This is a genomic window from Methanolobus psychrotolerans (assembly GCF_002243045.1).
Lineage (GTDB): Archaea > Halobacteriota > Methanosarcinia > Methanosarcinales > Methanosarcinaceae > Methanolobus > Methanolobus psychrotolerans.
The window spans coordinates 68,320-87,597 of the sequence record NZ_MBKP01000009.1 but is presented as its reverse complement, the minus strand read 5'-3'; the positions used below and the strand labels follow the sequence as shown (position 1 = coordinate 87,597).

The 19,278-nt window shown below is 41.3% G+C and carries 14 protein-coding genes; 7 read left to right on the top strand and 7 right to left on the bottom strand.

Going from position 1 to position 19,278, the window contains the following annotated elements; translation table 11 throughout:
- Positions 1–285 precede the first annotated feature (285 nt).
- Positions 286–2,238 (top strand): DUF2341 domain-containing protein, encoded by a 1,953-nt coding sequence (locus tag BB781_RS05060; RefSeq protein ID WP_164997786.1) that lies wholly within the window; start codon positions 286–288, stop codon positions 2,236–2,238.
- A 43-nt stretch (positions 2,239–2,281) separates the two neighbouring features.
- Here BB781_RS05060 and BB781_RS05055 read toward each other — a convergent pair whose 3' ends face one another.
- The 4 genes from BB781_RS05055 to BB781_RS05040 form a co-directional block, all read right to left on the bottom strand.
- Entirely contained in the window at positions 2,282–3,925 is a 1,644-nt protein-coding gene (locus BB781_RS05055) for an AMP-binding protein (RefSeq protein WP_094227415.1), read from the bottom strand.
- Positions 3,926–3,943: 18 nt separating this feature from the next.
- A complete protein-coding gene (locus BB781_RS05050; RefSeq protein ID WP_094227414.1) occupies positions 3,944–4,360 on the bottom strand; it encodes an acyl-CoA thioesterase in 417 nt (138 codons plus the stop codon).
- Between the two features lie 14 nt (positions 4,361–4,374).
- On the bottom strand, positions 4,375–4,953 hold the full coding sequence (locus BB781_RS05045) for a helix-turn-helix domain-containing protein (protein ID WP_094227413.1): 579 nt from the start codon (positions 4,951–4,953) through the stop codon (positions 4,375–4,377).
- Between the two features lie 204 nt (positions 4,954–5,157).
- Positions 5,158–5,454: a hypothetical protein gene (locus BB781_RS05040; protein ID WP_094227412.1), complete on the bottom strand. Its 297-nt coding sequence runs from the start codon at positions 5,452–5,454 to the stop codon at positions 5,158–5,160.
- 129 nt (positions 5,455–5,583) lie between these two features.
- On the opposite strand from BB781_RS05040, the gene BB781_RS05035 reads away from it, so the two are divergent.
- Positions 5,584–7,521: a hydantoinase/oxoprolinase family protein gene (locus BB781_RS05035; RefSeq protein ID WP_094227411.1), complete on the top strand. Its 1,938-nt coding sequence runs from the start codon at positions 5,584–5,586 to the stop codon at positions 7,519–7,521.
- Here BB781_RS05035 and BB781_RS05030 read toward each other — a convergent pair.
- Positions 7,515–10,292, bottom strand: coding sequence for an ATP-binding protein (locus tag BB781_RS05030; RefSeq protein ID WP_094227410.1), 2,778 nt, complete (start codon positions 10,290–10,292; stop codon positions 7,515–7,517). The two genes, BB781_RS05035 and BB781_RS05030, sit on opposite strands and share 7 nt — an antisense overlap.
- A gap of 476 nt (positions 10,293–10,768) precedes the next feature.
- On the opposite strand from BB781_RS05030, the gene BB781_RS05025 reads away from it, so the two are divergent.
- The gene (locus BB781_RS05025) at positions 10,769–11,500 is read left to right on the top strand and encodes an NAD-dependent protein deacylase (protein ID WP_094227409.1); all 732 of its coding nucleotides are present in this window, start codon (positions 10,769–10,771) and stop codon (positions 11,498–11,500) included.
- 354 nt (positions 11,501–11,854) lie between these two features.
- Here the strand turns inward: BB781_RS05025 and BB781_RS05020 are convergent, their stop codons facing one another.
- Entirely contained in the window at positions 11,855–13,285 is a 1,431-nt protein-coding gene (locus BB781_RS05020) for a TIGR00297 family protein (protein ID WP_094227408.1), read from the bottom strand.
- 360 nt (positions 13,286–13,645) lie between these two features.
- On the opposite strand from BB781_RS05020, the gene BB781_RS05015 reads away from it, so the two are divergent.
- Positions 13,646–16,453, top strand: a complete 2,808-nt coding sequence (locus BB781_RS05015) for a DEAD/DEAH box helicase (RefSeq protein ID WP_094227407.1) — start codon at positions 13,646–13,648, stop codon at positions 16,451–16,453.
- Between the two features lie 90 nt (positions 16,454–16,543).
- On the opposite strand, the gene BB781_RS05010 is transcribed toward BB781_RS05015, so the two are convergent.
- Entirely contained in the window at positions 16,544–16,969 is a 426-nt protein-coding gene (locus BB781_RS05010) for an FKBP-type peptidyl-prolyl cis-trans isomerase (protein ID WP_207205242.1), read from the bottom strand.
- A gap of 170 nt (positions 16,970–17,139) precedes the next feature.
- Between BB781_RS05010 and BB781_RS05005 the strand changes: the two genes are divergently transcribed.
- From BB781_RS05005 to BB781_RS04995, 3 genes are all read left to right on the top strand, one after another.
- Positions 17,140–17,778: a LysE family transporter gene (locus BB781_RS05005; protein WP_340637510.1), complete on the top strand. Its 639-nt coding sequence runs from the start codon at positions 17,140–17,142 to the stop codon at positions 17,776–17,778.
- Positions 17,779–18,054: 276 nt separating this feature from the next.
- The gene (locus BB781_RS05000; protein ID WP_129582632.1) at positions 18,055–18,780 is read left to right on the top strand and encodes a hypothetical protein; all 726 of its coding nucleotides are present in this window, start codon (positions 18,055–18,057) and stop codon (positions 18,778–18,780) included.
- Positions 18,780–19,277, top strand: a complete 498-nt coding sequence (locus BB781_RS04995; protein WP_094227403.1) for a mechanosensitive ion channel family protein — start codon at positions 18,780–18,782, stop codon at positions 19,275–19,277. Before BB781_RS05000 ends, BB781_RS04995 begins: the two co-directional genes overlap by 1 nt.
- The last annotated feature ends 1 nt before the right edge of the window (position 19,278 follow it).

The window sequence follows — 19,278 nt, the reverse complement described above, 5'->3', positions numbered from 1 at the left end:
TCAGAATGACGAAAGTACAACAGAAGATATCCGGTACCTTCCGTAGTGAACAAGGTGCGAGAAATTTCTGCCGGATAAGAGGATACGTTTCTACTGTTAGCAAGAATTCCATGTCTGTTATAGACTCGATTAATGCAATATTCTATGAGGGTTCACTTATTCCAATATTGCAGAATTGATCGTAGAGAGAGAAATCAGCTTGGTGGAAGGGAGCTAGGCTGAATAGTTACTAAGAAATACATATTACATATGAACAATAGTACTTTGAAGAAGGTGTAAGGATTGGTGTTTAAAAAAATTGTCCGTATTACGTTGTTACTATTTGCCTGTACTTTATTTGTACAAACATGTACTGCATTAACATATTCTGGTGGAGGGGAATGGGCCTATTCAGAAGAGATAACTATCAGAGAGAACTCGGGTACTAATTTAGTTAATTATCAGATACCTATAGTTCTTAATAGTTCTAATTTTGATTTTTCCCTTGCACTTTCACAGGGTGAAGATATACGTTTTTCCTCTGGTGATAAGCAGCTTCAATATTGGATAGACGAGTGGAGTGCTAAAAAAGAGAAAGCAACAATCTGGGTAAAGGTTCCAAATATAGCGGCTGATGGCAATGCAAAAATATCAATGTATTATGGAAACCCAAAAGCAACAGATGTAAGCAGTGGTTCATCAACTTTCGAGTTCTATGATGATTTCAGTGGTTCCGGTCTTTTTGGCAACTGGGAAAGGTTTTCAACAGGCGGCGGTGAGATTAAAATATCAGACGGTATCTGTAACATTATTGTTCCCAAATTCCATCCAGAAGATATTGCAAGTATCAAAACCAAGGATGAATTCCCGATAAACTCCATATTCGTGGTCAAAAGACAAAAAGTTACAACAGGTACTGACAGCCGCGGTCCGGTTATAATGCAGGGATTTGTGGACCCGCAAAAAGAAACAAAAAACCAGGTGTTAGCATCCACTGAACTTGAAAATGAAAATAAGGTGACCTGGATCCTTCAAAATGCCAAAAGCAGTGCGCGTTATTTTCCATCAGACCTTACAAATGTCAATGTAGCAGAGGGTGACTGGTATACCATGGGTGTTGCATGGTATATGGAAGATGAATTTGGAAAAATAGCCTGGTTCAAGAATGGGGTAAGGGACAGTAAAATGGACCTTGCAGCAACAGAAGAGAAAAACTACATCCCTGTTACTGACATGAAAATCTACCTTTCCGCAAACACCTATTCGGATGTTTCAGATAATACCGGGTATGGCGCTTTTGATTATGCCTATGTGCGCAAATTCGTTTCTGAAGAACCGACCGTAATGATTGCAAGTACTAGAACCGGATCAGAAGAGGCAATTACTACAGTTGAGCCTGTCAGGATAAACATAACTCCTGCAAGTGGCCTTATGACTGCAATTCGTATTTTTGATACCGCAGATTATGATGATGCCAGCATAGTTGAGCTTAAAGAGAGCGGGCTGAACACTATTATGTTGCTGACAGATGACGATAATATCTGGAGCCTGGAAAGATTCGTAAAGACTGCCCATGACAATGACATGCAGGTCTATGCAATGATATTCAATGATCCGAAGAGCAAGTCAGATGAAGACAATTCTGTGTATGTCAGGGATGTACTGGAGAAGGTTGTAGACTACAACAGCAAGTCCCTTTCAGCCTTTGATGGTGTTGACATTGCACTTGATCCATGTAGTGAGGACCTGGAAGAAGCCTGTGCCCAGAACATTCTGCTTCTTGAGGATGGCCGAGAGATTGCAGGAAATGAACTTGCAATTGCAGTTGATATTCCTTCGTCGTATCTTCTGGCTGATCTGGCAGGAGTTTCAGAGAGTGCTGACCTTATAATTCTCCAGACATATGCCCTGGATACCAGCAACCCCGGAACTAAGGATGAGATCATAGATTCTGTAGCATCCAAGATGGGAGAGATCAGGGGATCAGAAGGAAAAGCGCTGATTGGCATAGCAGTAAATGAAGATTTCACGACCGATGCCGATGTCCAGAACCTTCTGGAAGAACTTCAGGATTACTATTCCAAAGATACTGCATTCATGGGTACTTCCATAGTTGTCTATACGGACTATGAAGAATACAGTATGGTCCCTGAAACCACCGAAACTGAAAGCAAAGGAATACCAGGATTTTCTGCATTGTTTGCAGTTGCCGGATTAGTGGCAGTTTCATACGGGCAGAGGTCACAAAAGAAAAGATGATGATGTGTTCATCACATCATCTAATTTTAGTCTTAAATTTATATTATTCATTATCCTTTTTCAGAAGCTCAACTGCCAGGTCCCTCAGTTTGAACTTCTGTACTTTTCCGCTTGCTGTTAGTGGGTAATCATCCACAAAGAAAACATGCTTTGGTACTTTATAGCGTGCTATTTTTGACAGGCTGTAGTCCCTGATATCTTCCTCGGTGAGATTGCTTCCTTCATTAAGGATAACAAAAGCACCGACGATCTCACCATATTTCTTATCGGGTATACCAACTACCTGTGCGCTCTTGATCCCTGGGATGGTAAAGAGGAACTCTTCGATCTCCCTTGGATAGATGTTCTCACCACCACGGATGATCATGTCCTTTATACGCCCCGTGATGCAGTAGTAAGCATCCTCATCAACAGTTGCGAGATCCCCGCTGTGCAGCCATCCATCCTTGTCAATAGCCATGTCTGTCATTTCAGGCATCTTGTAGTATCCCTTCATAACATTGTAACCACGGCAGCAGATCTCACCCTGTGTGTTTGGTCCCACAGTTTCCCCTGTTTCAGGATCAATTATCTTCACTTCGATCTCAGGCAGGGATGTCCCCACTGTACTTACACGTTTATCAATAGAGTCATCTGTGCTTGTCTGGGTAAAAACAGGGGATGCTTCGGTAAGTCCGTAAGCAATGGTAATGTCCTTGCAGTTCATGTCATTGATAACACGCTTCATGGCTTCAATTGGACAGGGTGAACCTGCCATTATACCTGTTCTCAGTGAAGAAAGATCAAACATCTTAAACATTGGATGACTGAACTCTGCAATGAACATTGTTGGCACACCGTAGAGAGCTGTGCATTTTTCCTTTTGTACTGCAGCCAGCGCCATAAGCGGATCGAAGAGTTCAAGCAGCACAAGTGTTCCACCGTGGGTGAGAACTGCAAGTACACCGAGAACAATGCCAAAGCAGTGGAAGAGCGGAACTGGCAGGCAAAGCCTGTCCTTTTCGGTGAACTTCTGCCTTTCCCCAATATAATACCCGTTGTTAAGGACATTATAATGAGTGAGCATTACTCCTTTGGGGAAACCCGTTGTTCCTGAAGTGTACTGCATGTTAATGACATCATTCTTGTCAAGAGTTTTCATTATATTGTAGATATTTTCGTCGCTGCTGTGCTGTCCCAGAAGGAACAGTTCACGAGTACTGTACATTCCCCTGTGTTTTTCCTGGCCGATGAAAATTACATTTCTCAGGCAAGGGAATTTCTCGCTCTTGAGGTTCCCACGGCTTTGTGTCTTAAGTTCAGGAACCAGTTCGTAGATAGTTTCAATGTAGTTCACGTCCCTGAAACCATCGATAATGGCAATGGCTTTCAGATCGGCCTGCTTCATCACATACTCGACTTCATGTATCTTGTATGCGGTATTCACAGTAACGAAAACAACACCTATCTTTGCGGTTGCGAACAGGAATGTCAGCCAGTCAGGAACGTTTGTTGCCCATATGCCTACATGGTCTCCTTTGACGATTCCAATTTCAAGCAGGCCTTTGGCCAGCATATTGACACGTTCATTGAACTCTTTGTAAGTAAATCTAAGGTCCCTGTCAGGATAAACCAGAAATTCCCTGTCAGGATCTTTCATGGCCTGCTTCTCGAAAAAAACACCAATTGTATCATCTGTGAAAGGCATTATTATATCTCCCTGATATTATTTACAACTGTCACTCTCTTCCTGCAGATGCTCTCCCAATTCTTTCCTTATGTCATCAGGTATAGGAACGGATTTCTTATTGATAAAATCGTAGTGGACGATCGTGGACCTGCTGATTGCGCCAATTTTCCCGTTTTGCCAGGCTTCCTGGGTAACTGTGAATGAGGAGTTACCGATCCTCGATATATATGTGATAATATCAACATCCGTTCCGTAGAACATCTCTCCTACGTAATCATACTCTGTCCTTGCCATGATAAGTTTCCATGTCTCATAGCTCAGGTTAAGGTCAGGGGTGAACAGCCTGAATACAGGATTGCGTGCCTGTTCGAACCATATGGCAATGGCAATATTATTGGCGTGTTTCAATCCGTCAATATCACCGAATCTTGGAGTAACAGTTGCTTTAAACATATCGATCTTCTTTGTTAGTAAGGTGCGTACACGACTGCCAGTATTTTTGCATCTTCACTGCCAATTGCATGGACATGGTGTGGAACAATTGAATCGTAGTAGATACTGTCACCTATTTCAAGTTTGTAGCTTTCTTTTCCATAAAGGATCTCTATCTGGCCGGCAAGCACGTATATGAATTCCTCTCCTTCATGAGATGACTGCTTTGCCTCGCCTGACCGGGGAGGATGAACATCAATAATGAAAGGTTCCATGTGCCTGTCAGCCTTGTCAGCAGCAAGTGAAAAAAAGTCAAGCGTGCTTTTCTCGCATGTATCACAGTTACCTGAAAATCTGACTATGTTCTTTGAACTGCCGCCTTTGACAACTAAAGGTCCGGTGTGTGGTCCATCGTCAAGGAAAGTGCCCAGACGAACTCCCAATGCTCTGGCAATCTGCATCAGGGGGGTCAGCGAAGGAACCAGTGCTCCATTTTCAAGCTGCTCGATGAGTTCAGTGTTTGTATTGCTGTTGCTTGCCAGCTCTTCCACAGACATTTTCTGCATTTCACGTATCTGACGTATCTTGTTACCCAATAGGTTCTTCGCTGCCATGGTCTTATCCTCTTGTTTTTCTTATCAAAATCGTGTTCTAAGGCTTACGGTATTTTCAGTTAAAAATGTATTCATTTATCATTAAGATTGGACTGTAAAAATGAGATAAGGAAAAGTTTGCAAACCCGGGCGTTGAGGTCCGCATGATGTCCAATTTATACCTTGAAATTAGAATTCTGAATATTGGACGGAAAGAGCACTTTCCTAAAAATCCCCGGCTATCATCGCTTTATGATAGGCCATTGCCAGCATTTTATTTACAAGATCAATTGCTTCCTGCTCAGAATCAACCATCCTGATCGTAACCTGACCGCTGCTGAAAAAGTTCATTTCCTTGATGCCGCTTTTGACCACGACCATGCCAAGATTCTCAGAATATTTACCATCAAGGTATTTTGCTATCAAAGGCATATCTGGTGTTTCATCAAGATGTGCAATGATCCTCAGCTTCCATGGATCTGCTATACATGGAAGAACCTTCTCAATCTGTTTTACCCGCATTTTCTTTCCTCTCCCGGATTTAATAGAACTCAAATGGTATTTTAAAATAAATTGAAACGATTATACTTAAATATCTCGCAAGCATTCTATTAAATGCAGTTTAATTTGTTTTAAAAAAGGTGATAGTAAATGCACTTTGGTCTTGGTATCGATGCAGGTGGGACATATACAGATGCAGTACTCATACGGGGCTCAGACGGAGCTATTGTAGACTCAAAAAAAGCTTTTACGACATATCCTGATCTCCAGGAAGGGATAAAGAATGCCCTTGACTCGCTGGACCAGGAACTTCTTAAGGATGTCAACCTGGTATCTGTTTCTACCACTCTTTCAACAAATTCACTTCTGGAAGGTACAGGAACAGCCGTTGGCCTCATTATTGTAGGTGAGCAGCCGGCACAAACAGAGTTCCCGTCACAATATACTCTTTGCGTTTCAGGAGGGCATGATACCAGAGGTGATGAAGCCTGTGAACTGGATCTTCCGTCTATTGAGGCTTTTATTCTCAGGACAAAGGCAAAAGTCTCTGCATATGCTGTTTCTGCATATTTCGGTGTCCGCAATCCCGAGCATGAGCTTAAGGTAAAAGAGTTAATAACTAAAATGACCGGAATGCCGGTAGTATGCGGACATGAACTATCCCAGGAACTTGGTGCATACGAGCGGGCAGTGACTGCTGTTTTGAATGCACAGCTCATTCCCATTACATATCAGTTCGTGACCTCTGTGGTCAAAGATATCAGGGCACGGGGCATCAATGCCCGTCTTCTGATGCTCAAATGTGACGGCTCTGTGTATAATATTGAAGACGCTCTGGAAAGACCGATAGAAACCATTTTTTCCGGACCGGCTGCAAGTCTGCTTGGTGCTTCTTATCTATCAAAGATGGACACATGTGCAGTAATAGATATCGGAGGGACCAGTACCGATGTCTCTATGCTGTACAACGGTGTTCCCGAAATAAGTACATCCGGTGCTGTTGTCGGGGGGTGGAAAACCAGGGTCCGGGCCATGAAGATGGAAACATCCGCAACAGGCGGGGATAGTCATGTATGGGTTATGGATGAACATGTGCAGATAGGTCCAAGAAGAGTGATTCCACTATGTGTTGCATCAAAAATTTATCCGGGTTTCATTAACAAGCTCAAACGAAGCAGGGTAGTTTCCAGGAATCTTATGGATGAGAACTTCCAGCCAACCAAATTCTTTGTCAGGACAGGCTATGAAGCTTCAGATATAGATGATAATGAAACGGCAGTGCTCTCTTTCATGGGGACAGAACCAGTATCAGTAGTGGAAATGTCAGCTGCATTGAACAGGAATACATCCACAAAAGTATTGGATTCACTTGTAAAAAAACGGCTCATACAAGGAATCGGATTTACGCCTACCGACGCATTGCATGTACTTGGAATATACACAAAATGGGATGTGGGTGCTGCTGAGATCGGTGCACACTATCTTTCACGGTATGTGGGGACTGGAAAATATGATTTCTGTAGTCATGTGAGAGAACTTGTGGCAAAGAACATGGCAGCGGACCTTATGTCTTATATCCTGCCCCATCACCCGGATGAGATGATAGCGGACCTGTTGAATCATGAATATCCTGCAAAGTTCAAGGTCCAGCTGCCGGTTGTATTGCTCGGTGGTCCTGCACAGGCTTATGAAAGTGAACTCAAGTCCCTCATAGAGGCAGATGTAGTGGTTCCTGATTTTGCAGATGTCGGGAATGCAGTGGGTGCTCTTTCAGGGAAAGGTGTGAAAAGGATAGAAGTATCAATAATGCCTGCTTCCATAGAGAATCCTGATGAGGATTTCCTGGTGTTCTCTCCTGTTGGAAGGGAACGTTTCCAGCGGTATGGCGATGCAGTGGAATTCGCCACCAAACTTGGAACCAAACTTGTGCTGGAATATGAAATGCGCTGCGGAATACTAAAAGAAGACACAAAGATAACCGTATCTAAGAAGACAATTTCACCTGACAACTGGTCCCATCCTCCTCTGGAGACACGGGTAATAGTTGTAGGCATCGGTAATCCCATGATGATCCTGAAGGATCAATGACTAACACATTTTTTTATTGCGGGAAGTGTGATGTGGACTTTTGTTCCCACGCCTTCCATGCTTTCTATCCATAGCTTTCCGCCATGGTCTTCAGTTATTCTCTTACATATGTTCAGTCCAATACCTGCTCCTCCGTATTTGCGGGTCAGGGACCCGTCAAGCTGGTAAAAACGATCAAAGGTTTTCATTATCTTGGTTTCGGGGATCCCAATTCCTGTGTCTTCTATGACAATGTGGATGCTTTTTTCTTCATTCGATCCATGAATGGATACTCTGCCTTCTGAAGGCGTGAATTTGAATGCATTGTCTATCAGGTGGATGAATAATTCACTAAGGTAATTCGAATCACCTATAACATAATGCAATCCCGATGGCAGCTTGTTTTCTACGATAAGTTTCTTATCCGCATTCTCCATGGAAATTACCATCAGGGCATTTTCGATAATTGGTTTGACAGGCAGGTTACTATAGTCATAACTGTAATTCTTTGCTTCCAGACAACTCATGAACAGTAACGATTCTATTAAACGCTTCAATTGCCCGGAATTACTGGTGACAACATTCATTGCCCGTTTTTGTTCCTTATTAAGGGATCCCAGGGTTTCATCGCCAACTAGCTCACTGAATCCTATTATGGAAATAAGCGGTGTCTTCAGTTCATGGCTTATAGTTGAAAGAAAACTGTTCTTCAATTCATCAAGGGAGTGCATTTCCTTATTTGTCTTAGAAAGTTCAGTATTTATATCCAGGAGTTTTTGATTATATTTTTTAAGTTCATCTTCTGATCGTTTTAGTAATATCATCCTGCCCATCATTTGTGCAATAAGAGTAAGCTGTCTGAGGTCCGATACTGTGTATTCACTCTCCTTGTTTGCAACGGCGACAAATCCCACAACTTCATTTTCATTAAGTATTGGCACAGTAAGGTAAGATTCAAGTGAAAGTTTTCTGCAGAATACAAATTCCGGTGAACTGAGCCTGTCCATGGATCTGTTCAATATCACTGGTTTTTTCCCTGCCACAAACATTTGGAGGAAACCCGTACTTTCAAGCAGGGACATGAGTATTTCTTTATTGATATTGTTTAATAACAACAGGTCTTCCGGATAAATATCTGTAGAAAAGTTCTGATTTTGCTCATCAAAAAATCCGATCATTCCCATCTTGCTTTTTGTCAGTTTGATCCCTTCCTCAAGTGCGAAAGATTTGATCTCGGCAATTGAGAATATATTCATCTGGCTTAGTTCATGCAAAGTCTCAAGGCATGATTCATCAAGCAACAGGGCCTCCTCTGTTCTTTTCAGGTCTGTCAGGTCATTGAGGATAAAAACAATACCTTTATTTGTTTTTGTAAAGTAGGACATAACCTGTCTTTTGTTTCCATCTTTACAGGTTACGGTCCATTCACCAATGAGGCCGGTTTCTTTGTTTATGGAAACTCTTTCCCAATTATCACGGGCCATATTCCGGCATTCATTGTCAGGATATACAGTTTCCCACCACTTTCCGATATCAGGTATGTCTTTTATTGTATATCCCAGCATTTCGGTCAGCTTCATATTTGTGTATTCAAAGTTTCCGTTAGAATCCATTATGGCTATTGGCAGAGGTGAACTATCTATGATCTTCCTGAAGTTCTCGTCATTTTCCTTTAGAACTCTTGCGGCTTTTCTTATTTCCGTGATGTCGTGGGTCAGTTCCAGACGCACATCGCGTCCTTCCAGCCATTTGATAATCCTGTCAGAGATCAGATAATCCCTGCACGTAACAGGATTGTGATATTCCCACTGATATGCCTTCTTTTTATTTTGAAGTATTATATGATTTGTACAGAAGTCACAAGGTCTGTCAAATCCCTGAAGTACTTTGTAGCATTGTTTTCCAAGCGGATTCTCATCAAGTAGTTCATTCAGGAAATTATTGACATAAAGTATTTCATGGGTATATGGATCCGATACATATATCGGATCATCTATACTATCAAAAACAGACAACAGTTGTTCTCTTTCCCTATTCAGATCTTCTAAAACTGTTTTTTTCTGAAAGGCCATTCCAAGCATGTTTGAAAAGGTCTTAAGGGTTTCAATATCATTTTTGCCCCATTCACCCGTTTCTTTTACATTATCAAAGCCTATAAAACCGGCAAGTTCACCTTCCATTTTAAAAGGTAAAACAATAAGTGATTTAATGTCCTGCTTTTCAAGTATCGCTTTTTCTGCTTCTGCTTCAGGAGGAAGTTCAGCCAGATCTTTAATGTGTATCGCTTCATCAATACGGAGTTTGGTCATCCACCAGGAATACATTGATCCGGGAAGATCCTGAAGTTCATCTTTCTGGGGTTTTACTCCGATAGCACACCATTCATGTGTGTTGTCAGTAAGTTCCTGGTTTGCCTGAAATTTGAATACATAGGCACGGTCTGCATTGCACAATTTTCCAAGTAATGACAAAGCTTCTTCTATCTTTTCATCCAGATCATCTGAAAAGGCAAGCAATGAAGATATTTGTGATAATGTGTTTTCAATGTTGTACTTAAGCACAAGCATTTCATTTGATTCTCTGTTTTTTTGTATCTCAATTTCAATATCTTTTTTTAGTCTTGTTACCTTCATGTTATGGGCTATCATAAAACCAATCAAAAGCGCAAAGAAAACAGGGTATTCAAGTTTATGTTCTCCTTCAAGTACATCTAAATGGAACAACATTATCAATATAAATATTAGAAGGAAGAAGAGCATCAGCGATATTTTATCTTTAATTACGTTTTTCATTTTATCACAATTATCAAATGCATAAATACAAATGCAGTTCCAACATCAAAATTATTTTACAACCTTTGTTTCCTCTTCTGATATATATACTTTTTTAAATAATGTCCTCAATATTTTTATGCAGACCTGATCCAATTTAATCTTAATAAATTAGTTATTATATATTTATTTAATTTTCATATTTTATTGAAATCCTGCCCGGTATCTTTTTATCCGACTTTCCGCAGATGTCTAGAGAAAAACGGATATTTTCCTTTAGCGTACATTTACACATACTTATGTCAACTTGAAGTGATAATAAATGTTACTTCTCAATTGAATTATGTTACTATTAATTGATAAATAATTGCAATCCAGATAATTGGCAAAATTCGAGGACATCTGCGGAATATAAGTTTTATTCTTAATTGAATTACTGCACGCTTTTTTTAGAAAAATACAAAGCAATATATAAGCAGAAAGTGTAAAATATAAACATGCATAGGTTAGCTGAACTTCTGGAAACTTCGAAGAACTGTGTTTTCCTTAGTGGAGCTGGCATTTCGACCTTTTCAGGTATACCGGATTTCAGAGGCAGTAGTGGCCTGTACGCAAAATATGATGCAAATAAGATGTTCGATATCAGGTATTTCCGTAAGGACCCTGCTTATTTTTACACGCATGCCAGGGATTTCATCTATGATCTTGATGCAAAAGAACCTAATATCATTCACAACACTCTGGCCTATCTGGAAAAAGAAGGCTATGTTAAGGCTGTAATTACTCAGAATATCGATCTGCTCCACCAGAAAGCAGGTTCTTTAAACGTTATCGAAGTCCACGGGTCACCTGCGAATCACAGGTGTCTCACATGCGGCAGGAATTATTCCTATGCTGAAGTATGTGGATATTTGAAAAAAGATGCAGTTCCGCATTGTAGTGAATGTGATGGTATTATCAAACCCGATATCACATTTTTCGGGGAAATACTTGACCAGGATGCATTCACAAGAGCTGTGGATGCAAGTTCAGAAGCAGATCTTTTTGTGGTAATCGGCTCGTCACTTGTGGTCCAGCCGGCAGCCAGCCTTCCGTTGTATTCATTAAAAGCAGGTGGAAAGCTTGTGATAATCAATAACATGTCAACACCCCTGGATGCGTATGCGTATCTTAAATATGATGAACTTGGAGATGCATTCAATTATCTTTCGGGTCATTTCAGGGAATGATATCACTCTCAATGTTTTTTTTATTTTTCATGCAGATGATCCCAGCATTTTTCCTGAATAGCTCCGTCAAGTGCTTAAAAATTGTTTATGCATGAACTTTCATCAAGGATCCTTTATAAGCACATAAAATCCACACTCCGCATCAAGAAGATCAATGGAATTGAATACGAGTACAATAGAGATGATCCGGATCTTACGCAATTGGATATCTCCCTGATAGCCGATAAGTAAAAAGACATACCTATGATGTATGACATCTATCCATGAAGCATTGCTGACGAAGCAAAAATGGATTTTGAAAATATGAATTTATGCGCTTAAAAATGTGGAAGTCAGGTCATAATCCATTCATAATCATACCAGCAGTAAATAGATTACACCTGAAATAATAGCACCTGCAAAGGTAGCTACAAAATTTACACCGCTGTTTGTAAGCAGTCCCCTTTTCTGGAGTGTTGCACCAAGAAGACTATCTACATTCGTTCCCAAAAATCCACCTGCAGTTGTGACAGCTAATGCAAGGAATGCATTATCAACTTTCCCAAAGAGGACCGGAAGCAAACCTATCGCCATTGAACCAAGAATTGCTGCCAGCTCCCCTAGTATTGTAACAGCACCATCAACTCCGGCATGTGTGGGTTTCAGGGTGGTGATCATTATTGGTTGCGAGTGAGCAGTTGTGCCTATTTCGCTTGCAAGAGTATCACCAGTTGCTGTGGCCACAGTACCAAGATAAGCAAAGATTATGAGTTCGGCATGCTGGGGATAGATCCCATAACATATTGCAAGTACTAGTGCAGCAGTACTGTTACTGAATACATTCTCGTAGCTTCGTACCCCTCCTTTGGATTGTGCAAGACCTATGGATTCCTTATACCTGTACTTGTACTTGGTGAAAGCCCCTCCCAGAATAAAGAAGGTGAGAAGGAGTATAAACCAGAAGAGTTCACTGAATACGATGATAAGCACACCAAGCAGGGATGCACTGAAAAGGGCTGAAAGATCAGCTATCTTTGTCCTGTAAGCCAGATAACCCAGAACTATTGAAAAGACAAGTGCAAAGAACATTTGTTGCGGTGGTACTGAGTATCCAAAAGAGCTGAACAGCCACATAGACATCCCTGAACCAAGGGGAACTGAGAGATTGTTGTCTATGCGTGAGGGGATCGATTCAAAAAGAGCACCTGTTATCGACCCAATTACAGCCAGGAAGAATATCATATTTAGGCTGACATCTATTCCCTGCCAGTACATCAGCCAGATTCCGGCAATGTATGCTGTTACTATTCCCACGACCAGAAGTACGATACTTGAAGGCAGAAGATAATAATCATGGACGGCACTATTTTTAGAACCTTGGCGAAGCGATTGTAATTTCTTCCGGTGGCGCATGAAATTCGCAGAACTTGTACCAAAAGTAGATACAGCTATGGCACCTGCGATCACATATAGTGGTAACTGATATGGAGTGAATTCCAGTAGTGAACCTATCAACATCAGGATAAATACTGCTATAGCCAGATTTTTTGCACTTTTTAATCCTTCGTTGATGTTACCAGTGAGCATTTCCCGGGAACCTGGAAGTGTTTTTTTGTAAAGGTACTTGTTGATCTGAGAATCTTCTGGAAGAAAGGTAAGTCCTATAATGATGAGAAAACTAAGCAAAAGTAATACTTCAGATCCAATAAAAGGAAACAACAGTATCAGAAGGCCGAAAGCAGCATGAAGTAACTGTCTTCTGTACTCATGATCCATCTTTTCAAACAATCCCTGAATGCCTTCCATGTTAATCGGTCGTGTTTTGTTGATATGTTAGGATACCTATTAAAGTATATAGTGATAATGATAAATTTAATATTATTTTATTAATATATTTCCTTCAATGTCGTTAAATATATTAATGAAAAATAATAGACTGTTAAGCTAAAATTCTAATTAGACACATTTATAACAGGGTCCGATAAAGTTAAAAAATAGACCTTGTGATCGGCAAGGATATTCTGAGTAAATAACAAGCTTTTTTCCGGAGAACTTAACATCACACCATATACGTTGAATTATAACCAGGATCAAAGATAGGATCTAAAGCCGGAATATAATCTTTAAACGATGAGTGCCTTCATAGGTAGTGTGGAGTTAACCTAAATGGACATTTCCGGACTGATCAACAAAATAAGCTCTTCTAAAAGATATGAAGGACAGATCACACATATCGAAGAGATACCTGCAAAAGATGCAGTGTATAGTAATGTGGAACTGAACCCGTTGATCAGATATGCTTTGAATGAGAACGGAATTGAACAACTCTACACACATCAGGCAGAAGCTGTTGAAAAGGCGCGTGAAAAGAAGAACATTGTCCTTTCCACAAGCACTGCCAGTGGCAAATCCTTATGCTATATGCTGCCTGTTTTTGAGCGACTCCTGGAAGATCAAAATGCAACAGCACTTTACATATCACCCCTGAATGCCCTTGTGAATGACCAGCTTGAGTCTTTCAGGAAACTAAGTCATACAATGGGACTGAGCGTAAACATCGACAGATTCGTCGGCTCAATGAGCAAGGCTGAAAAAGATGCAGTCAAATATGGAAATACCAAGATCGTTTTCACAAATCCCGAAATGCTGCACTTAAGCTTCCTGCAATGGAAGCATCATTGGAAACATTTCCTTTCAAACCTCAACTTTATAATTCTGGATGAAAGCCATTCGTATAGTGGAGTTATGGGTAGCCATATGGCAAACCTTCTAAGGAGAATGAACCGTGTTTGTGAGCACTATGATGCAAACCCTCAGTATATCTGCTGCACTGCAACGATTGGAAATCCGGTGGAGCACAGCTCTTCACTCACAGGCAAAGATGTCACCCTGATAGACAACGACAGCTCTGGCCAGGGAGCACAGAAGTTTGTTTTCTGGAATCCACCACTATATACCAATTCCAGGAATTTCACCCAGAGAAAAGCCAGTTTCGGGGAGACTGTGGACCTTTTCACAACCTTTGTACAAAGCGGTCTTCAGACAATTGTTTTTGCCAGGTCGAGGCAGAAGGTTGAAAGAATGTATGTCCAGGCAATGAACACACTTGAGAGCCGGGGAATCAATAAAAAGATAAGCCCTTACAGGGGAGGGTATCATGGCAACGAGCGTGAGACTATTGAGAAGGAACTTGCGCAGGGAGTGATCGAAGGTGTGATATCCACCAATGCTCTTGAACTTGGAATTGACATCGGTGGACTTGATGCCTGTATAATGGACGGATTCCCGGGTACTATCATGAGTGCCAGGCAACAGGCAGGAAGAGCAGGTCGTGGAAACCGGGAGAGTATAGTTACCCTTGTAGCAGATCCCAATGCTCTTGACCAATACTACATGAGAAATCCAAAAGACTTCTTCAGGCGGAATTGTGAGGAAGCTGTGATCAATGTTTCAAATCGTTACATACAGGCAGGCCATTTGCTTTGCGCCGCAAAGGAACTGCCATTGAAGACAGAAGATAGCCAGTATTTTGGTCCTGAATTTGAGACCATCGTTAAAGTGCTTGAAGAAGAAGGTTTACTGGAAGGAACTGATGAGAAGAGATCAACAGATCCTGCCCCGCATATGAAGATTTCCATCCGTAACATTGACAGTGACAGCTACACGATAATTGATAAAACAAGCAGGAAACATCTTGAGAAGGATATTGAGAGACTCCGAGCCTACCGGGAAGCCTTTGAAGGTTCAGTGTACATCAACAAAGGTACCCCTTACTGCGTTACAAAACTGGACCATGAAAAAAAGGAGATCCATGTTGAGAAGGCAGAAGATGGTTATTACACAAGGTCTCTGGTATCATCGGACATTGTCATCAGAGAAGTTGTTGAAACAAAATTCCTCCCAACATACCCTGATGTGAAGGTGGGGTTTGGGGACGTAGATGTCACCCAGCATGTCACAGGTTACAAGAAATTCCAGCAGCGAACAGATACCGAACTTGGCCAATGTTCTCTTGTGATGCCAGAGTTCAGACTGGAGACCGAAGCCCTGTGGCTGGAACTGCCTTATATCTTCACTGAAATGGTAAACGAGTATGAACGTGATTTTGCCGGTGGTATTCATGCTATTGAGCATGCCATAATTGCGATGTACCCTTTGCACCTGCTGGCTGACAGGAACGATGTCGGTGGTGTTTCCACACCAGAACATACTGACCTCTCTGGAAACAGCGGGATATTCGTGTATGATGGCCACCCCGGTGGTGTCGGATACGCGGAAAGTGGCTATGGCAAGATCGTAGAGATGCTTGAAGTTACATTGAAGTCTATTGAAAGCTGTCCTTGTATGGAGGGTTGTCCGTCATGCATCCAGTCCCCTAAATGCGGGAACAATAATAATCCTCTCGATAAGGATGCAGCTATAATGATGCTCAGGAAGATGCTTGGAAAAGCAGCCTATATCCCTATAAAGAAAAAGTCACCTGTAAAAGCTGATAAAACAGGGTGTCAGACGGGTATTTCGCCTGCTGTTACAGAATGCAAAGACCAGAAATTTGACCATTCTGCCGCACTGGACAGGGCAAGAAAGAAACTCAGGCAGCGGAACAGGAAAAGTACATCCGAATGGATAGAGGAAGGCAATAAGGCTATAAGAGAACATAAAGACCTGGAGCTTGCATATGGGTGTTATGAGGCAGCCTTGCAATTACAACCTTCTAACACCATTGCCCTTATGAAGAAAGGAATGACAGGTCTTCACCTGAATCAAACACATGTGGCATTGTCATGTTTTGACACATTGATAAACATGGGGTATGGTACAGGCAAAGTCTGGAAGTGCAAAGGTATGTCACTTTACCAACTTGGAGAGTACAGGGAAGCTGTTAAGGCATTCGATGAGGTTTTAACGGAAAATCCGGATGATGCAAATTTACAGAAAATGAGAGAAAAGGCAATCAATAAGATGGAAACATGATATTATTATATTCCTTGGAAGTCACCAGGAAACTAAAATAAACCGGATCAAAAAAAGAAGGTCAAGCCCTCAAGAGCTCAATCTGGTATTTTATGCATTGACAACTTTTATGCTGAAAGTCAGTGCCTGGCCTGCAAGCGGATGATTCATGTCAAGTGTAATGGTCTCATCGGTCACTTCAGATATTCTGGCAGGCATCTGGTCGCCATCGGCAGTTCCTACCATCAGCATCGTTCCTACCATGATCTCCGTGTCACACTGAAGGAGGGACTTTGGAACTGTCTGAGCAAGAGCAGGGTCCTGTTCACCATAGGCTTCAGCAGCTTCTATCCTGAAAGTCTTTTCTTCCCCTATCTCCATACCCCTTACAGCTTCTTCAAAACCTGGTATGACCTGGCCTGCGCCCACTGTAAATTCAAGAGGTTCATCATGGTTTGCAGAAGTATCGAAAACCGTACCGTCATCAAGTGTACCGGCATAGTCTATCTTTATGGTATCTCCGTCTTTTATTGGCAAAATATCAACTCGGTTTAATACAAAAACAAGTTCTCACTCATTTTTGTTCACTGGAGGAGGGGACATTACTTAGGTTTTGTGGTAACTTTGCCTTCCAAATCAGTTAAATATATAATCGGCATTATATATTTGAACACCTTCCTTCCTAACAGGTGGTAGCCATTATAGAATTGATACAAGCCCTTGTTCTGGGATTTACAATAGGCATATCTGCAGCCCTCATCCCGGGTCCCATGATGTTCGCAACAATTGGCATATCCATGAAATGCGGATGGAGAACAGGACCAGCGGTATTCGTAGGACATGCATTGGTGGAATCTGTAATTTTTCTGCTCATCCTGGCAGGTGCTGCATCTTTTCTTGGAGAGAAGACAATATCATATATATCTATAATAGGCGGCTTGATAATGATACTTTTCGCAATTGTGCTGATAAGTAGTGCAAAAAAGATTTCAAATATGGATCTTTCCGCATCATCCGGTAAAAAGGAACTATCATCGGGCCCTGTATCCGCAGGGATCCTTACATCCGCATTGAACCCTTCCCTTATCGTATGGTGGCTGACCGCAGGAAGTGCCATTATCCTGCAGGAGTATCTGGCAGGTATCTTTGCAGTAATAGCATTTATCCTGGGTCACTGGACAGCAGACCTCGGGTTCCTTATAGCTGTCTCATCATCATCTTCCCGTGGAAAAAAACTATTCTCACGACGCACACATGAGATAGTACTCTATTTCTGTGGCGTATTTATGGCTGTTTTTGGTCTTTGGTTCCTGGTTAATTACAATAATGTTTCTGCATTTGTGTGATCGATCCACTTGTCCCGGATAATTCATAAAAGTTTCATATAACGCATGGGGCAATATTGACATAAACAGCCCCTGTCACCAGAGAAACGCAGTTAGGGATATGTACGAGAGCATTAGTAACAAATGCAATCATGAATTGTTTATAATCATACGACCTTCTCTTTTGTAGGTTGTGTGGTATGTGCAGTGTACTTTTTGCTCATGGACAAGATGATCATCATTACAGTTCTAATAGCGGGATAGATTATTAGTGATTTATCAAAGAAAAATGGCTCTGTGCAAAAGTTGGTGTTCGGGCTGGATGAAGCAATTGAAGCCGTTCAAAAAGCCATATCTGACTTTGGATCAGGCCAGAGGGTCAATATAGCCATAATGGCGTTGCCCTTTGCAGGCAAATCCAAACTTTTGGATGAGATTGTCAAGATACATCCTCATGAAGTGACAAAGATCACTTTTTCATCTATAATCAGCAACAGAGAAGAACTCCCATTACTTGAAGAAACAAATAAGATAATGGTATTTGATAATTGCCATTACCTTTATATGAGGAAAATCGGAGGGTTCGATGTTCTGGAAGAATTTCTTAAAATGGTGATTTCCTCTGATGACAGACTCTACATAACAACATGGAATATTCATTCCTGGAATTATCTTGATAGGGTGATGGACATAGGAAAGTATTTTCCGGTGCAGCTAATTATCCCACAAATGGATCAGGAAGACCTGAAAAAGTTCTTACTTTCAGAATATGAACAAGGTGAAATACAGTTTGTCAATGATACTGAAGTAAGGGAAGATAAAATATTCACTATCGTTAAAAGACCTGTAGCAGAGAAGTCTATCCACAGCAGGATCAACATATATAGCTTAAAGATAAATAAAATACTATTTGAGATGTTCCACCAGAATCTGATAGCCAAGCATGCTGATCACTATAGTGTGAAACCTGAGAAACTACATGTTGTCATCAAATACCTAGAGAACATCAGGCTGGTGTGGTAATGGTCGAATCTGAGATCGATACATTTATCACGGCTTTCGAACAGATCGATACACATACCGTGGTTGTATCTTTTGCGATAGCGATCCTTGCGGTCGTTCTGGCAAAGCTTATAGCTTTTTTGCTGACGAAGTTATCGGAAACGTCATGGAGGTACAGACTACACCTCAAGACAATAATCCCTATTTCTAAAGTCCTCATTTATTCATTCGCTATTTATTATATATTGGCATCTGTATTTGCGCTTTCCCTGAACCAGTTGGTGCTGCTAAGCGGCCTTATTGGTGCTGCTATCGGTTTTGGCCTGAGGAACCTTTTTGAGGATATTGCAGCAGGCGTTATTATCGTAATGGAAAAAACATATCAGGTTGGAGACAGGATAGAGATGGGGAAGTATTACGGAGAGGTAAAGGACATAGGACTTAGGTCTACCCGTCTTGTTACTCCCGATGATGATCTGGTATCAGCTCCAAATAATCTGATATTTACAGAATTATAGA